The organism is Rhodococcus sp. IEGM 1330 (genome assembly GCF_033142445.1).
Taxonomy (GTDB): Bacteria; Actinomycetota; Actinomycetes; order Mycobacteriales; family Mycobacteriaceae; genus Rhodococcoides.
Genome location: NZ_JAWLSB010000004.1, coordinates 178,089 through 193,255, shown reverse-complemented (window position 1 = coordinate 193,255; position 15,167 = coordinate 178,089). Strand labels below are relative to the sequence as shown.

The window sequence follows — 15,167 nt, the reverse complement described above, 5'->3', positions numbered from 1 at the left end:
GATCGATGTCATCTTCGACCACCGAATCCGCAGCTGCGGGTTCGACCGTCTCGCCCGGCACGAGACCACGGTTTCGTGCCGGGCGGGAGGGCCGAAAGTTCAGGGGTCCGGGATCCGTGGGGCCGCTCGGTCTCGGAGTCGCCGTGCTGTGGCTCAGCGTTATCGTGCTGCTTCCGTTGGCAGCGTTGACGGTTCAGTCGTTCGACGACGGTCTGGCCGGCTTCTGGGATGCGGTCACCGTGCCGCGTGCATTGGCCACGTTCAAGGTCACACTCCTGGTCTCTGTTGCGGCGGCGGTGATCAATCTTTTCCTGGGCACCCTCATCGCGTGGGTCCTGGTGCGGGACGAGTTCCCGGGTAAGCGATTCGTCAACGCCCTGATCGATCTGCCGTTCGCGTTGCCGACCATCGTGGCCAGCCTGGTGTTGCTGTCTCTCTACGGACCGGCCAGTCCGATCGGGTTGGTGTTCAACGCAACCAAGCCTGCGGTCATCGTCGCGCTGCTGTTCGTCACGTTGCCGTTCGTGGTGCGTGCGGTGCAACCGGTGCTGATCGAGCTGGACAAGGACGTCGAGGAAGCCGCCGCGTCGCTCGGCGCGAACAACTGGACCATCTTCCGGCGCATCGTTCTGCCGGTTCTGTTACCTGCCGTGCTGTCGGGCGGCGGCCTTGCGTTCGCCCGCGCGATCGGCGAGTTCGGGTCGGTGGTGCTCATCGGTGGCAACATCCCGAACGACACCCAGGTGGCGTCGCAGTACATCCGAGAACTCATCGAATACGACCGGCCGACCGATGCCGCGGCGATCTCCGTGGTGCTGCTGGCGATCGCGTTCGCGGTGCTGTTCGTACTGCGCGTGGTGGGCAATCGCCTGGCCCGACGTGAGGAGCAGATCTCGTGAAGATCGGGCTGCCCGTCAAGTTGACGCTGCGCACCATCGCGCTCGTGTACCTCGCTGTTCTGGTGCTGTTCCCACTCGGGGCAATTCTGTATCGCACCTTCGAGGACGGCGTGGTCACGTTCTTCGAGCAGATCACCACGCCTGCAGCCCAATCGGCCTTGCAGTTGTCTTTGCTGATCGTCGCGATAGTGGTTCCGATCAACATCGTATTCGGCGTCATCACTGCCTTGGCGCTCGTGCGGGGACGGTTCCGCGGCAAGGGCGTACTCGAAGCCGTTGTCGATCTGCCGTTCGCCGTGTCGCCGATCATCACCGGCGTCGCGCTGATCCTGCTGTGGGGAGCCAACGGCTGGTTCGGTGGCGTCGAAAGCCTCGGCTTCAAGGTCATTTTCGCGCTCCCCGGCATGGTCATCGCCACGATCTTCGTCACCCTCCCGTTCGTCGTGCGCGAGGTCGAACCGGTGCTGTACGAAATCGGTGAGGAGCAGGAGGAGGCGGCCTCGACGCTGGGCGCGTCGTCGTGGCAGACGTTCTGGCGCATCACGCTGCCGGCGATCCGATGGGGCCTGACCTACGGCGTCGTACTCACCGTCGCGCGCTCGCTCGGCGAGTTCGGTGCCGTCATCATGGTCTCGACCAACCTGCCCGGCATCTCCCAGACGCTGACGCTGCTGGTCAATTCACGATACGAGGACTTCAATCAACAGGGCGCGTACGCCGCGTCCACACTGCTCATGGCGATCGCCGTCATCGTGCTGCTGTTGATGACTGCCCTCGACAAGAAGAGGACGAAACAATGACCGAGACATCCCCCGAGATCGAGATCTCCGTCGTTGGCGGCAACAAGCATTACGGCGACTTCGCCGCGCTCGACAATGTCAGCATCGACATTCCCAAGGGATCGTTGACGGCGCTCCTCGGGCCCAGTGGCTCGGGCAAGTCGACTCTGCTGCGCTCCATCGCCGGGCTCGAACAACTCGATTCCGGCCGGGTGGTGCTCGCAGGCCAGGACGTCACGTGGGTCAGCCCGCAGCGCCGTGAGATCGGATTCGTCTTCCAGCACTACGCTGCGTTCAAGCACCTCACCGTGCGCGACAACGTTGCTTTCGGCCTGCAGATTCGCAAGCGGCCCAAGGCCGAGATCGCCAAGAAGGTCGACGAGCTGCTCGAAATCGTCGGGCTGGCCGGCTTCCAGAGCCGCTACCCGGCGCAGCTGTCCGGTGGACAGCGCCAGCGCATGGCGTTGGCTCGCGCCCTCGCCGTCGACCCGCAGGTGCTGCTGCTCGACGAGCCCTTCGGTGCCCTCGATGCGAAGGTGCGTGCCGATCTCCGTACGTGGCTGCGTCGACTGCACGACGAGGTCCACGTCACGACTGTGCTGGTGACGCATGATCAGGAGGAAGCGCTCGACGTTGCGGATAGGATCGCGGTGCTCAACAAGGGCCGCATCGAGCAGGTCGGCAGCCCGGAGGACCTGTACGACCGTCCGGCCAACAACTTCGTGATGTCGTTCCTGGGCCAGGTCGCGAAACTGAACGGACTTCTGGTGCGCCCGCACGATATTCGCGTCGGGCGCGATCCGTCGTTGGCGCAGGCTCAGGCCAGCGGGACGGCCGAATCGGCAGGTGTGACGCGGGCCGTCGTCGAGCGGGTGGTGCACCTCGGATTCGAGGTGAAGGTCGAATTGAAGAATGCGGCCACCGGTGAACTGTTCGCGGCGCAGATCACCCGCGGTGACAGTGAGGCTCTCGGTCTTCGCGAGGGCGAGACGGTGTACGCGCGAGCGACTCGGGTGCCGAAAATTGCAGACGCTAGCGATGCCGACGCGATTGCTGGTGCACCGGCTCGCTGAGCCGGTCCGGTGTCGCAACGGCTCGTGCGACTGCGGAGTCGTAGCGCCGCGACACCAGATCTGCCAGCGCCGGATGTGCTCCGATGACCTTGGCATGCACCACGTTCGGTAGGCCTGCCACCGAAGCTTCTATCCTGTCGGTGAGCAGTCCCGGGGCCAGGAACCAGGGTGCAACGACGATGCGGCCGGCTCCCAATGCGCGCAGCTGTGCGATTGCATCGGTGGGGGACGGGGAGACCGATGTCGCGAAGCAGGTCACGGCGCCGGCCCAGCCAGTTCCGGCGAGCAGTTTCTGCGCGATCACTCGGGTGCGCTGATTCGCCGGTGCCACCGAGGATCCGACGGCTGCCAGGGCGATGCCCACCGTCGAGTCGGACACTGCGACACCGGTATCGGCGATGCGGTCGCGGACTGCCTCGAGGAGGAGTCGGTCGTCTCCCAGAACGTCGGCCTGCTCGATCGATACGTGCGGGTGTCGCGTCCTCGCTGCGTGCAACAGCTCTGGCAGATCGACTTTCGCGTGAAAGGCTCTGCCCAGCAAAATCGGAACGGCGACGATGCGCTCGTGTCCCGCACCGGCGAGGTCGTCGACCACCTGATCGACGCCGGGCTCGGAAAGATCGAGAAACGCGACGCGGACGTCCAGATCCGGCCGCCGCCGACGCAGAGCGTCGACGGCGCAGTGAATCGTGGCGCTCGAGCGCGGGTCACGGCTGCCGTGGGCAACCGCGATCAGTGCGCTCACGCCGGAACTGCCGACCCCAGCTCGACGGCAGCCAGAGCGTTGCCCACGAGTCCGGCAGCCAACGTGTTGCCACCGGCCGGATCGATCAGCAGGAAGCTGCCCGTGTGCCGGTTGACGGCGTAGTCGTCTGCCACGATGGGCTCGGCGACGCGCACGGAAATTCGGCCGATTTCGTTGAGCTCCAACGACTCCGGGCCTTCTTGCGCGGTGAGCTCCTGCTCGTCGAACCGTTCGATCAGTGTCCCGACGATGGCCTGGGTGGTGCGAGTGCCGTGCTTGAGCAACAGGCGAGCGCCCGGGCGAAGCGGCTTCTCGGCGAGCCAGCACACAGTGGCCTCGAAGTCGCCGATCGGCTCGGGTGCGTCCTGCGGGGAGGCGATGGTGTCGCCGCGGGAGACGTCGACATCGTCGGCGAGGACGAGGGTGACGCTGCGTCCGGCATGAGCCGTACGCAATTCGCCGTCGGCGGTGTCGATGCGCTCGACTGTCGTTCGGGTGCCGGAGGGCAGGATGACGACCTCGTCGCCGACGTCGACGGAGCCCGCCGCGACCTGGCCGGCATATCCGCGATAGTCCGGGAATTCCGCTGTGCGGGGCCGGATCACGTACTGCACGGGGAATCGCAGACCGACCCGGTGCGGTTCGGCGTCGACCGGGACCGACTCGAGGTGCTCGATGAGGGTGGGACCGTCGTAGTACGGGGTCTTGTCGGACTTCACCGCGACGTTGTCGCCGTGCAGTGCGGACACCGGGATCTCGATGACGTCCTCGCTGGACCAGCCGAGGGAGGAGGTCAGCGAGTTGAACTCGGCCGAGATCTCGGCGAACACTGTTGCGGGGTCCTCGACCAGATCGATCTTGTTGACCGCGAGTACCAGGCGCGGAACGCCGAGCAGAGCGAGAACCGCTGCGTGCCTGCGGGTCTGAGTGATGACACCCTTGCGGGCGTCGACCAGCAGGATGACGAGCTGAGCCGTCGACGCACCGGAGACGGTGTTGCGGGTGTACTGCACGTGGCCGGGGGTGTCGGCCAGCACGAACGAGCGGTGCGGCGTCGCGAAGTAGCGGTATGCGACGTCGATGGTGATGCCCTGTTCACGCTCGGCGCGTAGGCCGTCGACCAGCAGGGACAGGTCCGGTGTGGCCAGTCCCTTGTCCACCGAAGCCCGAGTGACGGCATCGATCTGGTCTGCCAGAACGGATTTGGTGTCGTACAACAGCCGTCCGACGAGGGTGGACTTGCCGTCGTCGACGCTACCTGCGGTGGCGAGGCGAAGAAGCTGCGTTCCTGTGCTGCTCATCAGAAGTATCCTTCTCGTTTGCGATCTTCCATGGCAGCCTCGGAGACGCGGTCGTCGCCGCGGGTGGCTCCGCGTTCGGTCAGTCGTGACGCCGCTACCTCGGCGAGGATTGCCTGGTTGTCGGCGGCCTCGGACAGCACGGCACCGGTGGTGGATCCGTCGCCGACGGTGCGGTATCGCACCGAGAGGGTCTGCAGCTCTTCGTTCTCTGCCGGTCCGCCCCACACTCCGGGCGTCATCCACATGCCGTCGCGCTGGTAGACGGGGCGCTGGTGGGCGTAGTAGATGCTCGCCAGTTCCACGTCGTCGCGGGCGATGTAGCGCCAGATGTCGAGTTCGGTGAAGTTGCTGAGCGGGAACACCCGCACCTGCTCGCCGGGGGAATGCTTGCCGTTGTACAGGTTCCACAGTTCGGGGCGCTGCTTCTTGGGCTCCCACTGGCCGAACGCGTTGCGCAGCGAGAAGATTCGCTCCTTCGCACGGGCGCGTTCCTCGTCGCGTCGGGCACCGCCGAAGACGGCGTCGAACCGATTCTCGGAGATCGCGTCGAGGAGGGGCACGGTCTGCAGCGGGTTGCGGATGCCGTCGGGGCGCTCGGTGAGGCGTCCGTCGGCGAGGTACTCCTCGACGCTGGCCACGTGCAGGCGCAGGTTGTACTTGGCGACCACGTGATCGCGGAAGTCCAGCACCTCCTGCAGGTTGTGTCCTGTATCGACGTGGAGCAGCGCGAACGGCAGGGGAGCAGGCCAGAACGCCTTGATCGCCAGGTGCAGCAGAACTGTCGAGTCCTTGCCGCCGGAGAACAGGATGACGGGGCGCTCGAACTCGCCCGCCACCTCGCGGAAGATGTGGATGGCCTCGGATTCGAGTGCGTCGAGGGTGTCGAACCGATCTGCATCGAGATGGGTTCGACCGACGGTGGCCGAGGTGAGGTCGAGTGTCATGAGGCGTGCAACCCACATTCGGTCTTGGCCTTGCCGGCCCAACGACCGCTACGCGGGTCGGCTCCGGGGGCGGGTTTGACGGTGCACGGTGCGCACCCGATGGACGGATAGCCCTCGTCGACGAGGGGATTGACCAGAATCGAATGTTCGTCGATGTAGGCCTGCATCTGCTCGTCGGACCACGGTGCGATCGGGTTGATCTTGACCAGGCCGAAGGCGTCGTCGAACGAAATGAGCGGGGCGTTGGCACGGGTGGGTGCTTCGACCCGCCGGATGCCGGTGACCCAGGCGCTGTAGTTCGCCAGTTCCTTCTTCAGCGGTGCGACCTTGCGCATCGCGCAGCAGCGGTTGGGCTCGCGTGCGAACAGGTCCTTACCGTCGATCGAATCCTGTTCTGCGACAGTCTTCTCGGCGCGAGCGTTGACGACGTGCACGCCGTAGACCGCCTCGACGGCGTCGCGCGTACCGATGGTCTCGGCGAAGTGGTAGCCGGTGTCGAGGAACAACACGTCCACGCCGGGATGGACCTGTGCAGCGAGGTGAACGAGAACCCCGTCCTGCATGTTGGACGCCACGATGAAGTCGTTACCGAAGTTGTCCTCGGTCCACTGCAGCAGCTCCAGTGGGCTCGCACCGTCGAGTTCGCGGGCACCGCGCTCGGCGATGTCCTTCGATTCCTCTACCGTCAAATTCAGCCTGGTACTCATCGCAAATCCGCCTCGTCTGCTCGCACGGCCCATTGAGCGAACCGTTCGCCGTCCTCGCGGTGCTTGTCGAAATTGCGCACCACTCTGTCGATGTAATCTCCCAGCTCGGAGCTGTTGACCTTGTGCTGGCGCAACTTTCGGCCGAACGCACTGTCGAGTCCGAGGCTGCCTCCGAGATGAACCTGGAAACCCTCGATCTGATTCCCGGCTCCGTCGTCGACCAGAAGGCCCTTGAAGCCGATGTCGGCGATCTGCGACCGTGCGCACGAGTTGGGGCAGCCGTTGATGTTGATCGTGATCGGCACGTCGAGCTTGCTGTTGATGTCTGACAGGCGCTCTTCGAGTTCCGGTACGAGAACCTGTGAACGCTTGCGGGTTTCGGCGAACGAGAGCTTGCAGAACTCGATGCCGCTGCACGCCATCAGGTTCTTGCGCCAGTGCGAGGGTCGGGCAGGTAAGCCCAACGCATCGAGATCGGAGATCAGCTGCTCGAGCGTCTCGTCCGGAACGTCGAGGACGATCAGCTTCTGGTACGGCGTGAATCGCACGCGATCCGACCCGGCCTTCTCGGCAGCGTCGGCGACGGCGGCGAGGATGGTGCCGGAGACGCGGCCCGCGATGGGTGCCACGCCGACGGCGTTGAGGCCGTTCTTGAGCTTCTGGATCCCGACGTGATCGCGGGGCCGAGCGGGCTTCTCGGGAGCCGGGCCGTCGATGAGCTTGCGGTGCAGGTACTCGTCCTCGAGGACCTGACGGAACTTCTCGATGCCCCAGTCCTTGATGAGGAACTTCAGGCGCGCCTTGGTGCGAAGCCGGCGGTAGCCGTAGTCACGGAAGATCGAGACAACGCTTTCCCACACGTCGGGAACGTCCTCGAGCGGAACCCAGACGCCGACTCGCTGCGCGAGCATGGGGTTGGTGGACAGGCCGCCGCCGACCCACAGGTCGAGTCCGGGCCCGTGCTCGGGATGTACGACGCCGACGAATGCGCAGTCGTTGATCTCGTGCACCACGTCCTGCAGGCCCGAGATCGCCGTCTTGAACTTGCGCGGCAGATTGGAGTACTCGGGCTTGCCGATGTAGCGCTCGACGATCTCGTCGATGGCGGAGGTGGGGTCGAGAATTTCGTCGACGGCCTCGCCCGCGAGCGGGGAACCGAGCACCACACGTGGGCAGTCGCCGCACGCCTCGGTGGTCTTCAGACCGACCGCTTCGATTCGACGCCAGATCTCGGGGACGTTCTCGACCTCGACCCAGTGGAACTGCACGTTCTCCCGATCGGAGAGGTCGGCGGTGTCGCGACCGAACTCCTGGGAGATGCCGGCGAGGACGCGCAGCTGCTCCAGGTTCAGTGCGCCCGCGTCGCAGCGGATGCGCATCATGAAGTACTTGGCCTCGAGCAGGTCGATGTTGTCGTCACCGGTGAACGTGCCGTCGTAGCCCTGTTCACGCTGGGTGTAGAGGCCCCACCAGCGGAAGCGGCCACGGAGATCGCCCTTGTCGATGCTGTCGAACCCCTGCTTGGAGTAGATGTTCTCGATGCGGGCTCGCACGTTGAGCGGGTTGTCGTCCTTCTTGGACTGCTCGTTGGCGTTCAGTGGCTCCCGGTACCCCAGTGCCCACTGCCCCTCGGCTCGACGCTTGGTCGGCCGCGGCGTGCGCTCCCGTGGTGTAGCGGAGGCAGCGTCGGTGGTCGCGTCGCTGGTCGACGACATGCATTGCTCCTGCATCTTTGTGCTGGCCGGAACCCGGGAGGAAAGCGCAGACAATTGCGCTCTCGACGACAGCGGGAAGCCGGTGGATCGAATGGACGTGCTCGAAGGAGGGCTGGTCAGCAGCCGGTCGTGTGTCGACACGACGCGCTGCAGACACGGCCGAGATCGACATGGCGGCGCGCCACGAGTCGAATTCCTGAGTCGGTCACGGGAACCATTGTGCCACGTCATCGGGGCGACGGACGACCGCGGCGGCTATTTACCCAGATTTCGGGGTAAATAGGCTGGCAGGGCCGTCGCAGCGATGGTGGCGAACGGTGGGCTGGAGCGATCGCGAACTCTGGGACACTGGAGGGCGTGAATACCGTCGTACCTGTCCCGTCCACCTTCGAGCTGCCGGTCGAAGCATTCGACGGGGTGGGGGACCGCGCGTTCGGGATCTACGTGCACGTTCCGTTCTGCGCCACGCGGTGTGGGTACTGCGACTTCAACACCTACACGGCGGGAGAACTGGGCACATCGGCGTCGCCGCAGTCCTGGTTGGAGGGCCTGCGCCGTGAGTTGGACACCGCCGCGGAGCTGATCCAGGCCGGCACGGGTTGCGTTCCGACGGCAGACACCGTGTTCGTCGGCGGCGGCACGCCGTCACTGCTCGGGGGCGACGGTCTGGCCGACGTCCTGGGTGCGGTGCGGTCCAGTTTCGGCCTGACCGACGGCGGCGAGGTGACCACGGAATCCAACCCGGAATCGACGTCGCCGGAATTCTTCGACCGGCTCCGCGACTCGGGCTTCACCCGCATCTCGCTCGGAATGCAGTCCGCCGCACCACATGTGCTGGCCGTGCTCGATCGCACGCACACGCCGGGTCGCGCGGTCGCCGCGGCCAAGGAAGCTCGTGCGGCAGGATTCGAGCACGTCAATCTCGACCTCATCTACGGCACCCCGGGCGAACGCGACGGTGACCTGGATCAGTCCCTCGCCGCTGTGCTCGACGCCGGTGTCGACCACGTCTCGGCCTACGCACTGATCGTCGAGGACGGCACCGCCATGGCCCGTAAGGTCCGCCGCGGTGAGCTGCCGGCACCCGATGACGACGTGCTGGCGAGCCGATACGAACGCATCGACACGGCATTGAACGCCGCAGGCATGTCCTGGTACGAGGTGTCGAACTGGGCCACCGACGCCGCAGCGCAATGCCGCCACAACATCGGCTACTGGGACGGCGGCGACTGGTGGGGCGCGGGACCCGGTGCGCACAGTCACATCGGCGGCACGCGGTTCTGGAACGTCAAGCACCCGGCCGCGTACGCCGATCGCCTCGCCGCGGGACACCTACCGGTCATGGGCAGCGAACTTCTCAGCGCAGAGGATCGACATCTGGAAGAGCTGATGTTGACCGTGCGGCTCCGCTCGGGGGTGCCGACGACTCTGCTGGGGCCGGCCGAGCGGGCCGCTGCCGAGCAGACCGTCGCGGACGGGTTGATGGTGCAGCGCGGGGAACGACTCGTGCTCACCGACCGGGGCCGATTGCTCGCCGACGCGGTGGTGCGCACCATCGCAGCAGCCTGAACGATCCGTCTCAGGCTCCGGGCTTTCAGGCACTCAGGGCGTCGTAGTCGAACACCCTGGCGTGCAACACCGTTCGATTGCGCAGAGCCGCACGCACGGCGCGATGCAGGCCGTCCTCGAGATAGATGACACCACGGAACTGCACCGCGTGGGGGAACAGATCGCCGTAGAAGGTGGAGTCCTCGGACAGCAACCTGTCCAGTTCGAGCACCTTGGTAGTGGTGACGATCTCGTCCAGACGGAGCTGGCGTGGCGGGATTCTCGACCAGTCTCTGATGGACAGACCGTGCTCGGGGTACGGCTTTCCGTCACGTACACCTTTGAAGATCATCGCGAGCCCGTGGCCGCTGGATCGAATCGAAAGACAGTTTCCACTCGGACCACAGTAAGGCCTTGCACGAGCATGCGTTCGCCGGCTACTAGACTCGAGCGACGATTGGAAACGAGAACGGAGGTGGGCACCGATGTCGAGCACCGACGACAGGCGGTTCGAGGTTCTACGAGCGATCGTGGCGGACTACGTGTCCACCCAGGAACCCGTCGGTTCACGTGCCCTGGTCGAGCGCCACAACCTGGGAGTGTCCAGTGCAACGGTGCGCAACGACATGGCCGTGCTCGAGGCCGAGGGCTACATCGCCCAGCCGCACACCAGTTCCGGTCGGGTGCCGACCGACAAGGGCTATCGGCAGTTCGTCGATCGGATAGCGGACGTCAAGCCGCTCTCCGCGGCCGAACGCCGCGCCATCCTGGAGTTCCTCGAGAACGGCGTCGACCTGGACGACGTGTTGCGACGCGGCGTCCGGTTGCTGGCTCAGTTGACCCGTCAGGTCGCCGTGGTGCAGTACCCCACGCTGTCGGCGTCCTCGGTTCGCCACCTGGAAGTGGTGGCGCTCACTCCGGCCCGGCTGCTGCTGGTGCTCATCACCGACTCCGGGCGAGTCGATCAGCGCATCGTCGAACTCGGTGACGTGATCGACGACGAGAATCTGGCTCGACTGCGGCGTCTTCTCGGTAGTGCGCTGGAGGGCAAGCGGCTGGCGGCGGCGTCGGCTGCGGTGGCCGAACTCGCTGAGAACGCTCCGCCCGCGCTGCGCGACGCGATGATTCGATCGGCAACGGTGCTGGTGGAATCGCTCGTCGAGCACCCCGAGGAACGCCTGGTTCTCGGCGGGACGGCGAACCTGACGCGCAACGCCGCGGATTTTGCCGGCGACGCGGGGTTTCCCGGATCGCTCAGGGCGGTACTCGAGGCGTTGGAAGAGCAAGTGGTCGTCCTCAAGCTCCTCGCCGTGACACAGGACACCCGCACCGTCACGGTGCGGATCGGCGAGGAGACGCAGGTCGCGGAGATGCGCGGGACATCGGTGATTTCCACCGGGTACGGGTCGGCTGGCATGGTCCTCGGAGGAATGGGTGTTCTCGGGCCGACCCGAATGGACTACCCAGGAACAATTGCGTCGGTCGCCGCGGTTGCCAGGTACATCGGAGAGGTCCTGGCCGAGCGCTGAGACGAGTGAGAACCGATCGAATGCTTGCCGCGGGGGCACGGGTGGCAGGCACACAGCTTCATCGAACGAGATTCATCTTCTAGGACGAAAGAGACGACGTGGCACGGGATTATTACGGGACTTTGGGCGTCGGCCAGCAGGCGACGGACCAGGAGATCAAGCGCGCCTACCGCAAGCTGGCGCGAGAGCTGCACCCGGACGTCAACCCGGACGAGGCTGCGCAGGCTCGGTTCAAGGACATCTCCACCGCATACGAGGTGCTCTCCGATCCGGAGAAGCGTCGCATCGTCGACCTCGGCGGCGACCCGCTGCAGCAGGGCGGCGGAGGCGGCGGTGGGGGATTCGGCGGAGCCGGATTCGGCGGCGGCCTGGGAGATGTGTTCGAGGCCTTCTTCGGCGGCGGCGCGGGCGGATCACAGCGCGGGCCCAAGGGCCGCGTGCAGCCGGGAGCGGACTCGCTGCTGCGCACCAAGCTCACCCTCGACGAGTGCGCCACGGGCGTGACCAAGCACATCACCGTCGACACGGCGATTCTCTGCGACCTGTGCACGGGCTCGGGCACCAACGGCGACTCCAAGCCGGTTCGCTGCGACACCTGCGGCGGCGCCGGTGAAGTGCAGTCGGTGCAGCGCTCGTTCCTCGGCCAGGTCATGACCAGCCGCCCGTGCCCCACCTGCCGCGGTGCAGGCGAGACCATCCCCGACCCCTGCCGCAAGTGTGGCGGCGACGGTCGCGTCCGGTCGCGTCGCGACATCTCGGTCAAGGTGCCGGTCGGCGTGAGCAACGGCATGCGGATCCGACTGGCCTCTCAGGGCGAGGTCGGTCCAGGAGGTGGACCCGCGGGAGACCTGTACGTGGAGATCGTCGAACAGCAGCACGAGGTGTTCGTGCGCGACGGTGACGATTTGCACTGCACGGTCCGCGTCCCGATGGTCGACGCCGCACTCGGCACCTCGGTCAACATCGACGCCATCATCGACGGGCCAACCGAGATCTCGATCGAGCAAGGCACACAACCGAATTCGACGACGGTGCTGCGTGGCCACGGTATGCCCAAGCTGCGGTCCGGCATTCGCGGCGATCTGCACGCGCACCTCGAGGTCATCGTGCCGACCAAGCTCGACAGTAAGCAGACCCATCTGCTCGAACAGCTCAGGTCGATGCGCGACCGCGACTCGGCGGAGGTCGTCACCACCGGTTCGGCGCACAGCGGCGGACTGTTCTCGCGGTTGCGGGAAGCATTCAGCGGTCGCTGATCGATGGCCCCCACGGTCTTCTACCTCTCGCCCCTGCCGAACGTCGGCGAGCTCGCGGTGCTCGACGGCAAGGAAGGGCACCACGCCGCGACGGTACGACGCATCCGCGTCGGCGAGCGGGTGCTACTCGGTGACGGTGCAGGCGGCGTGGCCGACGCGATCGTCGCCGCAGCGGAGAAGAACCGACTGGAACTGACCGTGCAGTCGCGCAGCGAGATGCCGCGTCCCACTCCGGTCGTGACGCTCGTGCAGGCATTGCCGAAGGCGGACCGATCGGAACTCGCCGTCGAGCTGGCCACCGAGGCAGGCGTCGATGCTGTCGTGCCATGGCAGTCCGCGCGATGCGTCGCACGGTGGGAGGGCCCGAAGGCATCCAAGGGCGTCGCGAAGTGGCGTAGCACCGCGGCGGAAGCAGCCAAGCAGTCGCGTCGGGCATTCATCCCCGAGGTCTCCGAGCTACATGATTCGCGGGAGGTCAACGCCTTCGTGCGCGGCGTCGTGGAGCGCGGCGGAATCGTCGCCGTGCTGCACGAGGCAGCCACCTCGGCGTTCCGGGACCTGCCGTTCGACTCGGTTCCCGAGGTCGCGATCGTCGTCGGACCCGAGGGCGGGCTCGACGACAGGGAGATCACCGCCCTGACCGAGGCGGGCGCGACCCCGGTGGTGCTGGGGCCGACGGTGCTGCGGACCTCGACGGCAGGAGCTGTGGCTCTCGGCGCGCTGGGCGTCCTGACCTCGCGGTGGGCCCAACTACCGCCCGACTTCCAGAACGCATGAGCGCGCGGATCAAGATCGAGTACGGCGATCACCCGGAGCAGTTCGGCCACCTCTATCTGCCGGCCGAGCCGATGGATCACCGGACGCCGGTGGTCGTGGTGGTGCACGGTGGTTTCTGGAGCGGACAGTACGGGTCCAATCTGGGCACCCAGTTCGCCCGCGCCGTTGCGGGAGCCGGTGCGGTGGCGTGGAACATCGAATATCGACGCGTCGGCGCAGGCGGGCATTGGACGCAGATGCAGTCCGATGTGACCGCGGCACTCGACGTGGTCGCCGGGGAACTGCAGCAGCACGCCCCGGTCGGTGTCGACGACGTACGCGTCATCGGGCACTCGGCAGGAGGGCACCTGGCAGTGTGGCTCGGCGGCGAGACCGGCACGAAGGTCCGCCCGTCGCGCATCGTCTCGCAGGCCGGCGTTCTCGATCTCGAACCTCGAGGTGCGTCGACACGCACCAACCCGGCGGTCGAGGCGCTGTTGCAGGCCCGGTACGAGGACGATCCCGACCTGTACCGCTCGGCCTCACCCGCGGCCCGCGCGCCCATCGGCATCCCGACGATCGCCCTGCACGGATCAGAGGACATCCAGGTCCCGGCGGCGCAGAGCGAACGGTACGTCGCGCTGGCGCGCGCAGCCGGAGACGACGCGCGGCTGACGATCGTGCCGGGGGAAGACCACTTCGCTTTCCTGAATCCCGATTCCCGGTGCTGGGCGCTCTCGCTCGACGCCGTGATCGGTGCCACCAGCGAGTAATGGGAATGCGCATCGTTGTTGCGGCGTTAAACTCGATCCATACCAAGTGCACGTCAGACAAGCCGACACCAGAGAGCAGGCCATAGCCACCACGTGAGTGAACACAGCGAATTTCCCGCCGAGCGTGACGTTCGGTCCACCTTGGAACTCGCCCCCGAAGCAGTGATGCCACTGCTGGGACAGTCCGACGAGAACCTGCGGGCGCTCGAGCAGATGCTGACGGCAGATATCCACGTACGAGGAAACGCCGTGACGCTCACCGGAAAAGTGGCCGATGTGGCGCTGGCCGAACGGGTGATTTCCGAACTGGCCGCGCTGGCCAAGCGCGCTCAGCCACTGACTCCCGATGCGGTGCGCCGATCGATCGCCATGCTCACCGAGGGCGTCGCCGATTCGCCGGCCGAGGTGCTGAGTCTGGACATCCTCTCGCGCCGCGGCAAGACGATCCGGCCCAAGACGCTGAACCAGAAGCGGTACGTGGATGCGATCGACGCCAACACCATCGTGTTCGGTATCGGCCCCGCAGGCACAGGCAAGACCTACCTGGCAATGGCGAAGGCCGTGCAGGCATTGCAGACCAAGCAGGTCAGCCGCATCATCCTGACGCGTCCGGCAGTCGAGGCGGGGGAGCGGCTGGGATTCCTGCCCGGAACGCTGCACGAGAAGATCGACCCGTACCTGCGGCCGTTGCACGATGCGTTGCACGACATGATGGACGACGAAGCGATTCCCAAGCTGATGCAGGCAGGCGTCATCGAAGTCGCCCCGCTCGCCTACATGCGTGGCCGCACGCTCAACGACGCATTCATCATTCTCGACGAGGCACAGAACACCACCGCCGAGCAGATGAAGATGTTTTTGACGCGACTCGGATTCGGGTCGAAGATCGTCGTCACCGGCGACGTGACCCAGGTCGACCTTCCGGGTGGCGCGCGATCCGGGCTGCGTGCGGCGTCGGAGATCCTCACCGACGTCGACGACATCCACTTCGCGCAGCTCACCAGCAGCGACGTGGTGCGACACCGATTGGTCTCGGAGATCGTCGACGCGTACGAGCGGTTCGAGTCGGCATCGGAAGGCGTGATTCCCAACCGCGCGCAACGCCGGACCGGTGGACCGCGTTCGGCGAGAAGATGATTCAG

15 protein-coding genes are annotated in these 15,167 nt (G+C 66.0%); 9 read left to right on the top strand and 6 right to left on the bottom strand.

Annotated features, from left to right (window positions below; all coding sequences use genetic code 11):
- Window positions 1-5 precede the first annotated feature (5 nt).
- The 3 genes from cysT to R4P57_RS11735 are packed head-to-tail and all read left to right on the top strand — an operon-like array spanning window position 6 to window position 2,751.
- Window positions 6-899 (top strand): sulfate ABC transporter permease subunit CysT, encoded by an 894-nt coding sequence (gene cysT / locus R4P57_RS11745; RefSeq protein WP_317803030.1) that lies wholly within the window; start codon window positions 6-8, stop codon window positions 897-899.
- Window positions 896-1,699, top strand: coding sequence for a sulfate ABC transporter permease subunit CysW (cysW, locus tag R4P57_RS11740; protein ID WP_317803029.1), 804 nt, complete (start codon window positions 896-898; stop codon window positions 1,697-1,699). Before cysT ends, cysW begins: the two co-directional genes overlap by 4 nt.
- Window positions 1,696-2,751: a sulfate/molybdate ABC transporter ATP-binding protein gene (locus tag R4P57_RS11735; protein WP_317803028.1), complete on the top strand. Its 1,056-nt coding sequence runs from the start codon at window positions 1,696-1,698 to the stop codon at window positions 2,749-2,751. Before cysW ends, R4P57_RS11735 begins: the two co-directional genes overlap by 4 nt.
- Here the strand turns inward: R4P57_RS11735 and R4P57_RS11730 are convergent.
- From R4P57_RS11730 to R4P57_RS11710, 5 genes are read right to left on the bottom strand one after another with little or no spacing between them, the layout of a single operon-like run.
- Window positions 2,711-3,496: a sirohydrochlorin chelatase gene (locus R4P57_RS11730; RefSeq protein ID WP_317803027.1), complete on the bottom strand. Its 786-nt coding sequence runs from the start codon at window positions 3,494-3,496 to the stop codon at window positions 2,711-2,713. The two genes, R4P57_RS11735 and R4P57_RS11730, sit on opposite strands and share 41 nt — an antisense overlap.
- On the bottom strand, window positions 3,493-4,797 hold the full coding sequence (locus R4P57_RS11725) for a sulfate adenylyltransferase subunit 1 (RefSeq protein WP_094612786.1): 1,305 nt from the start codon (window positions 4,795-4,797) through the stop codon (window positions 3,493-3,495). Before R4P57_RS11725 ends, R4P57_RS11730 begins: the two co-directional genes overlap by 4 nt.
- Window positions 4,797-5,741, bottom strand: a complete 945-nt coding sequence (gene cysD, locus R4P57_RS11720) for a sulfate adenylyltransferase subunit CysD (RefSeq protein ID WP_037193075.1) — start codon at window positions 5,739-5,741, stop codon at window positions 4,797-4,799. Before cysD ends, R4P57_RS11725 begins: the two co-directional genes overlap by 1 nt.
- Complete coding sequence (locus R4P57_RS11715; protein ID WP_317803026.1) at window positions 5,738-6,448, bottom strand: phosphoadenylyl-sulfate reductase; 711 nt, start codon at window positions 6,446-6,448, stop codon at window positions 5,738-5,740. The genes cysD and R4P57_RS11715 overlap by 4 nt, the downstream gene beginning before the upstream one ends.
- Window positions 6,445-8,163 (bottom strand): nitrite/sulfite reductase, encoded by a 1,719-nt coding sequence (locus R4P57_RS11710; protein ID WP_317803025.1) that lies wholly within the window; start codon window positions 8,161-8,163, stop codon window positions 6,445-6,447. Before R4P57_RS11710 ends, R4P57_RS11715 begins: the two co-directional genes overlap by 4 nt.
- Before the next feature lie 357 nt (window positions 8,164-8,520).
- Between R4P57_RS11710 and hemW the strand changes: the two genes are divergently transcribed.
- Window positions 8,521-9,732: a radical SAM family heme chaperone HemW gene (gene hemW, locus R4P57_RS11705; RefSeq protein WP_317803024.1), complete on the top strand. Its 1,212-nt coding sequence runs from the start codon at window positions 8,521-8,523 to the stop codon at window positions 9,730-9,732.
- Between the two features lie 25 nt (window positions 9,733-9,757).
- Here the strand turns inward: hemW and R4P57_RS11700 are convergent, their stop codons facing one another.
- Window positions 9,758-10,063, bottom strand: coding sequence for a type II toxin-antitoxin system VapB family antitoxin (locus tag R4P57_RS11700; protein ID WP_032379172.1), 306 nt, complete (start codon window positions 10,061-10,063; stop codon window positions 9,758-9,760).
- A gap of 133 nt (window positions 10,064-10,196) precedes the next feature.
- Between R4P57_RS11700 and hrcA the strand changes: the two genes are divergently transcribed.
- The 5 genes from hrcA to R4P57_RS11675 all read left to right on the top strand — a co-directional run bounded on the left by hrcA (window position 10,197) and on the right by R4P57_RS11675 (window position 15,162).
- Window positions 10,197-11,240 carry a heat-inducible transcriptional repressor HrcA gene (gene hrcA / locus R4P57_RS11695; protein WP_317803023.1) on the top strand — a complete coding sequence of 348 codons (1,044 nt, stop codon included), beginning with the start codon at window positions 10,197-10,199 and terminating at the stop codon, window positions 11,238-11,240.
- A 98-nt stretch (window positions 11,241-11,338) separates the two neighbouring features.
- Window positions 11,339-12,496 carry a molecular chaperone DnaJ gene (dnaJ, locus tag R4P57_RS11690; RefSeq protein ID WP_094612783.1) on the top strand — a complete coding sequence of 386 codons (1,158 nt, stop codon included), beginning with the start codon at window positions 11,339-11,341 and terminating at the stop codon, window positions 12,494-12,496.
- Window positions 12,497-12,499: 3 nt separating this feature from the next.
- Window positions 12,500-13,273: a 16S rRNA (uracil(1498)-N(3))-methyltransferase gene (locus R4P57_RS11685; RefSeq protein WP_317803021.1), complete on the top strand. Its 774-nt coding sequence runs from the start codon at window positions 12,500-12,502 to the stop codon at window positions 13,271-13,273.
- A complete protein-coding gene (locus R4P57_RS11680; RefSeq protein WP_317803020.1) occupies window positions 13,270-14,025 on the top strand; it encodes an alpha/beta hydrolase family protein in 756 nt (251 codons plus the stop codon). Before R4P57_RS11685 ends, R4P57_RS11680 begins: the two co-directional genes overlap by 4 nt.
- Before the next feature lie 93 nt (window positions 14,026-14,118).
- Complete coding sequence (locus R4P57_RS11675) at window positions 14,119-15,162, top strand: PhoH family protein (protein ID WP_317803019.1); 1,044 nt, start codon at window positions 14,119-14,121, stop codon at window positions 15,160-15,162.
- Window positions 15,163-15,167 lie beyond the last annotated feature (5 nt).

Bases quoted from the DNA above. Each gene is read 5' to 3' on its own strand.
- cysT (WP_317803030.1), top strand. From the start codon at position 6: ATGTCATCTTCGACCACCGAATCCGCAGCTGCGGGTTCGACCGTCTCG.
- R4P57_RS11735 (WP_317803028.1), top strand. From the start codon at position 1,696: ATGACCGAGACATCCCCCGAGATCGAGATCTCCGTCGTTGGCGGCAAC.
- R4P57_RS11725 (WP_094612786.1), bottom strand. From the start codon at position 4,797: ATGAGCAGCACAGGAACGCAGCTTCTTCGCCTCGCCACCGCAGGTAGC.
- cysD (WP_037193075.1), bottom strand. From the start codon at position 5,741: ATGACACTCGACCTCACCTCGGCCACCGTCGGTCGAACCCATCTCGAT.
- R4P57_RS11715 (WP_317803026.1), bottom strand. From the start codon at position 6,448: ATGAGTACCAGGCTGAATTTGACGGTAGAGGAATCGAAGGACATCGCC.
- R4P57_RS11710 (WP_317803025.1), bottom strand. From the start codon at position 8,163: ATGTCGTCGACCAGCGACGCGACCACCGACGCTGCCTCCGCTACACCA.
- R4P57_RS11700 (WP_032379172.1), bottom strand. From the start codon at position 10,063: ATGATCTTCAAAGGTGTACGTGACGGAAAGCCGTACCCCGAGCACGGT.
- hrcA (WP_317803023.1), top strand. From the start codon at position 10,197: ATGTCGAGCACCGACGACAGGCGGTTCGAGGTTCTACGAGCGATCGTG.
- R4P57_RS11685 (WP_317803021.1), top strand. From the start codon at position 12,500: ATGGCCCCCACGGTCTTCTACCTCTCGCCCCTGCCGAACGTCGGCGAG.
- R4P57_RS11680 (WP_317803020.1), top strand. From the start codon at position 13,270: ATGAGCGCGCGGATCAAGATCGAGTACGGCGATCACCCGGAGCAGTTC.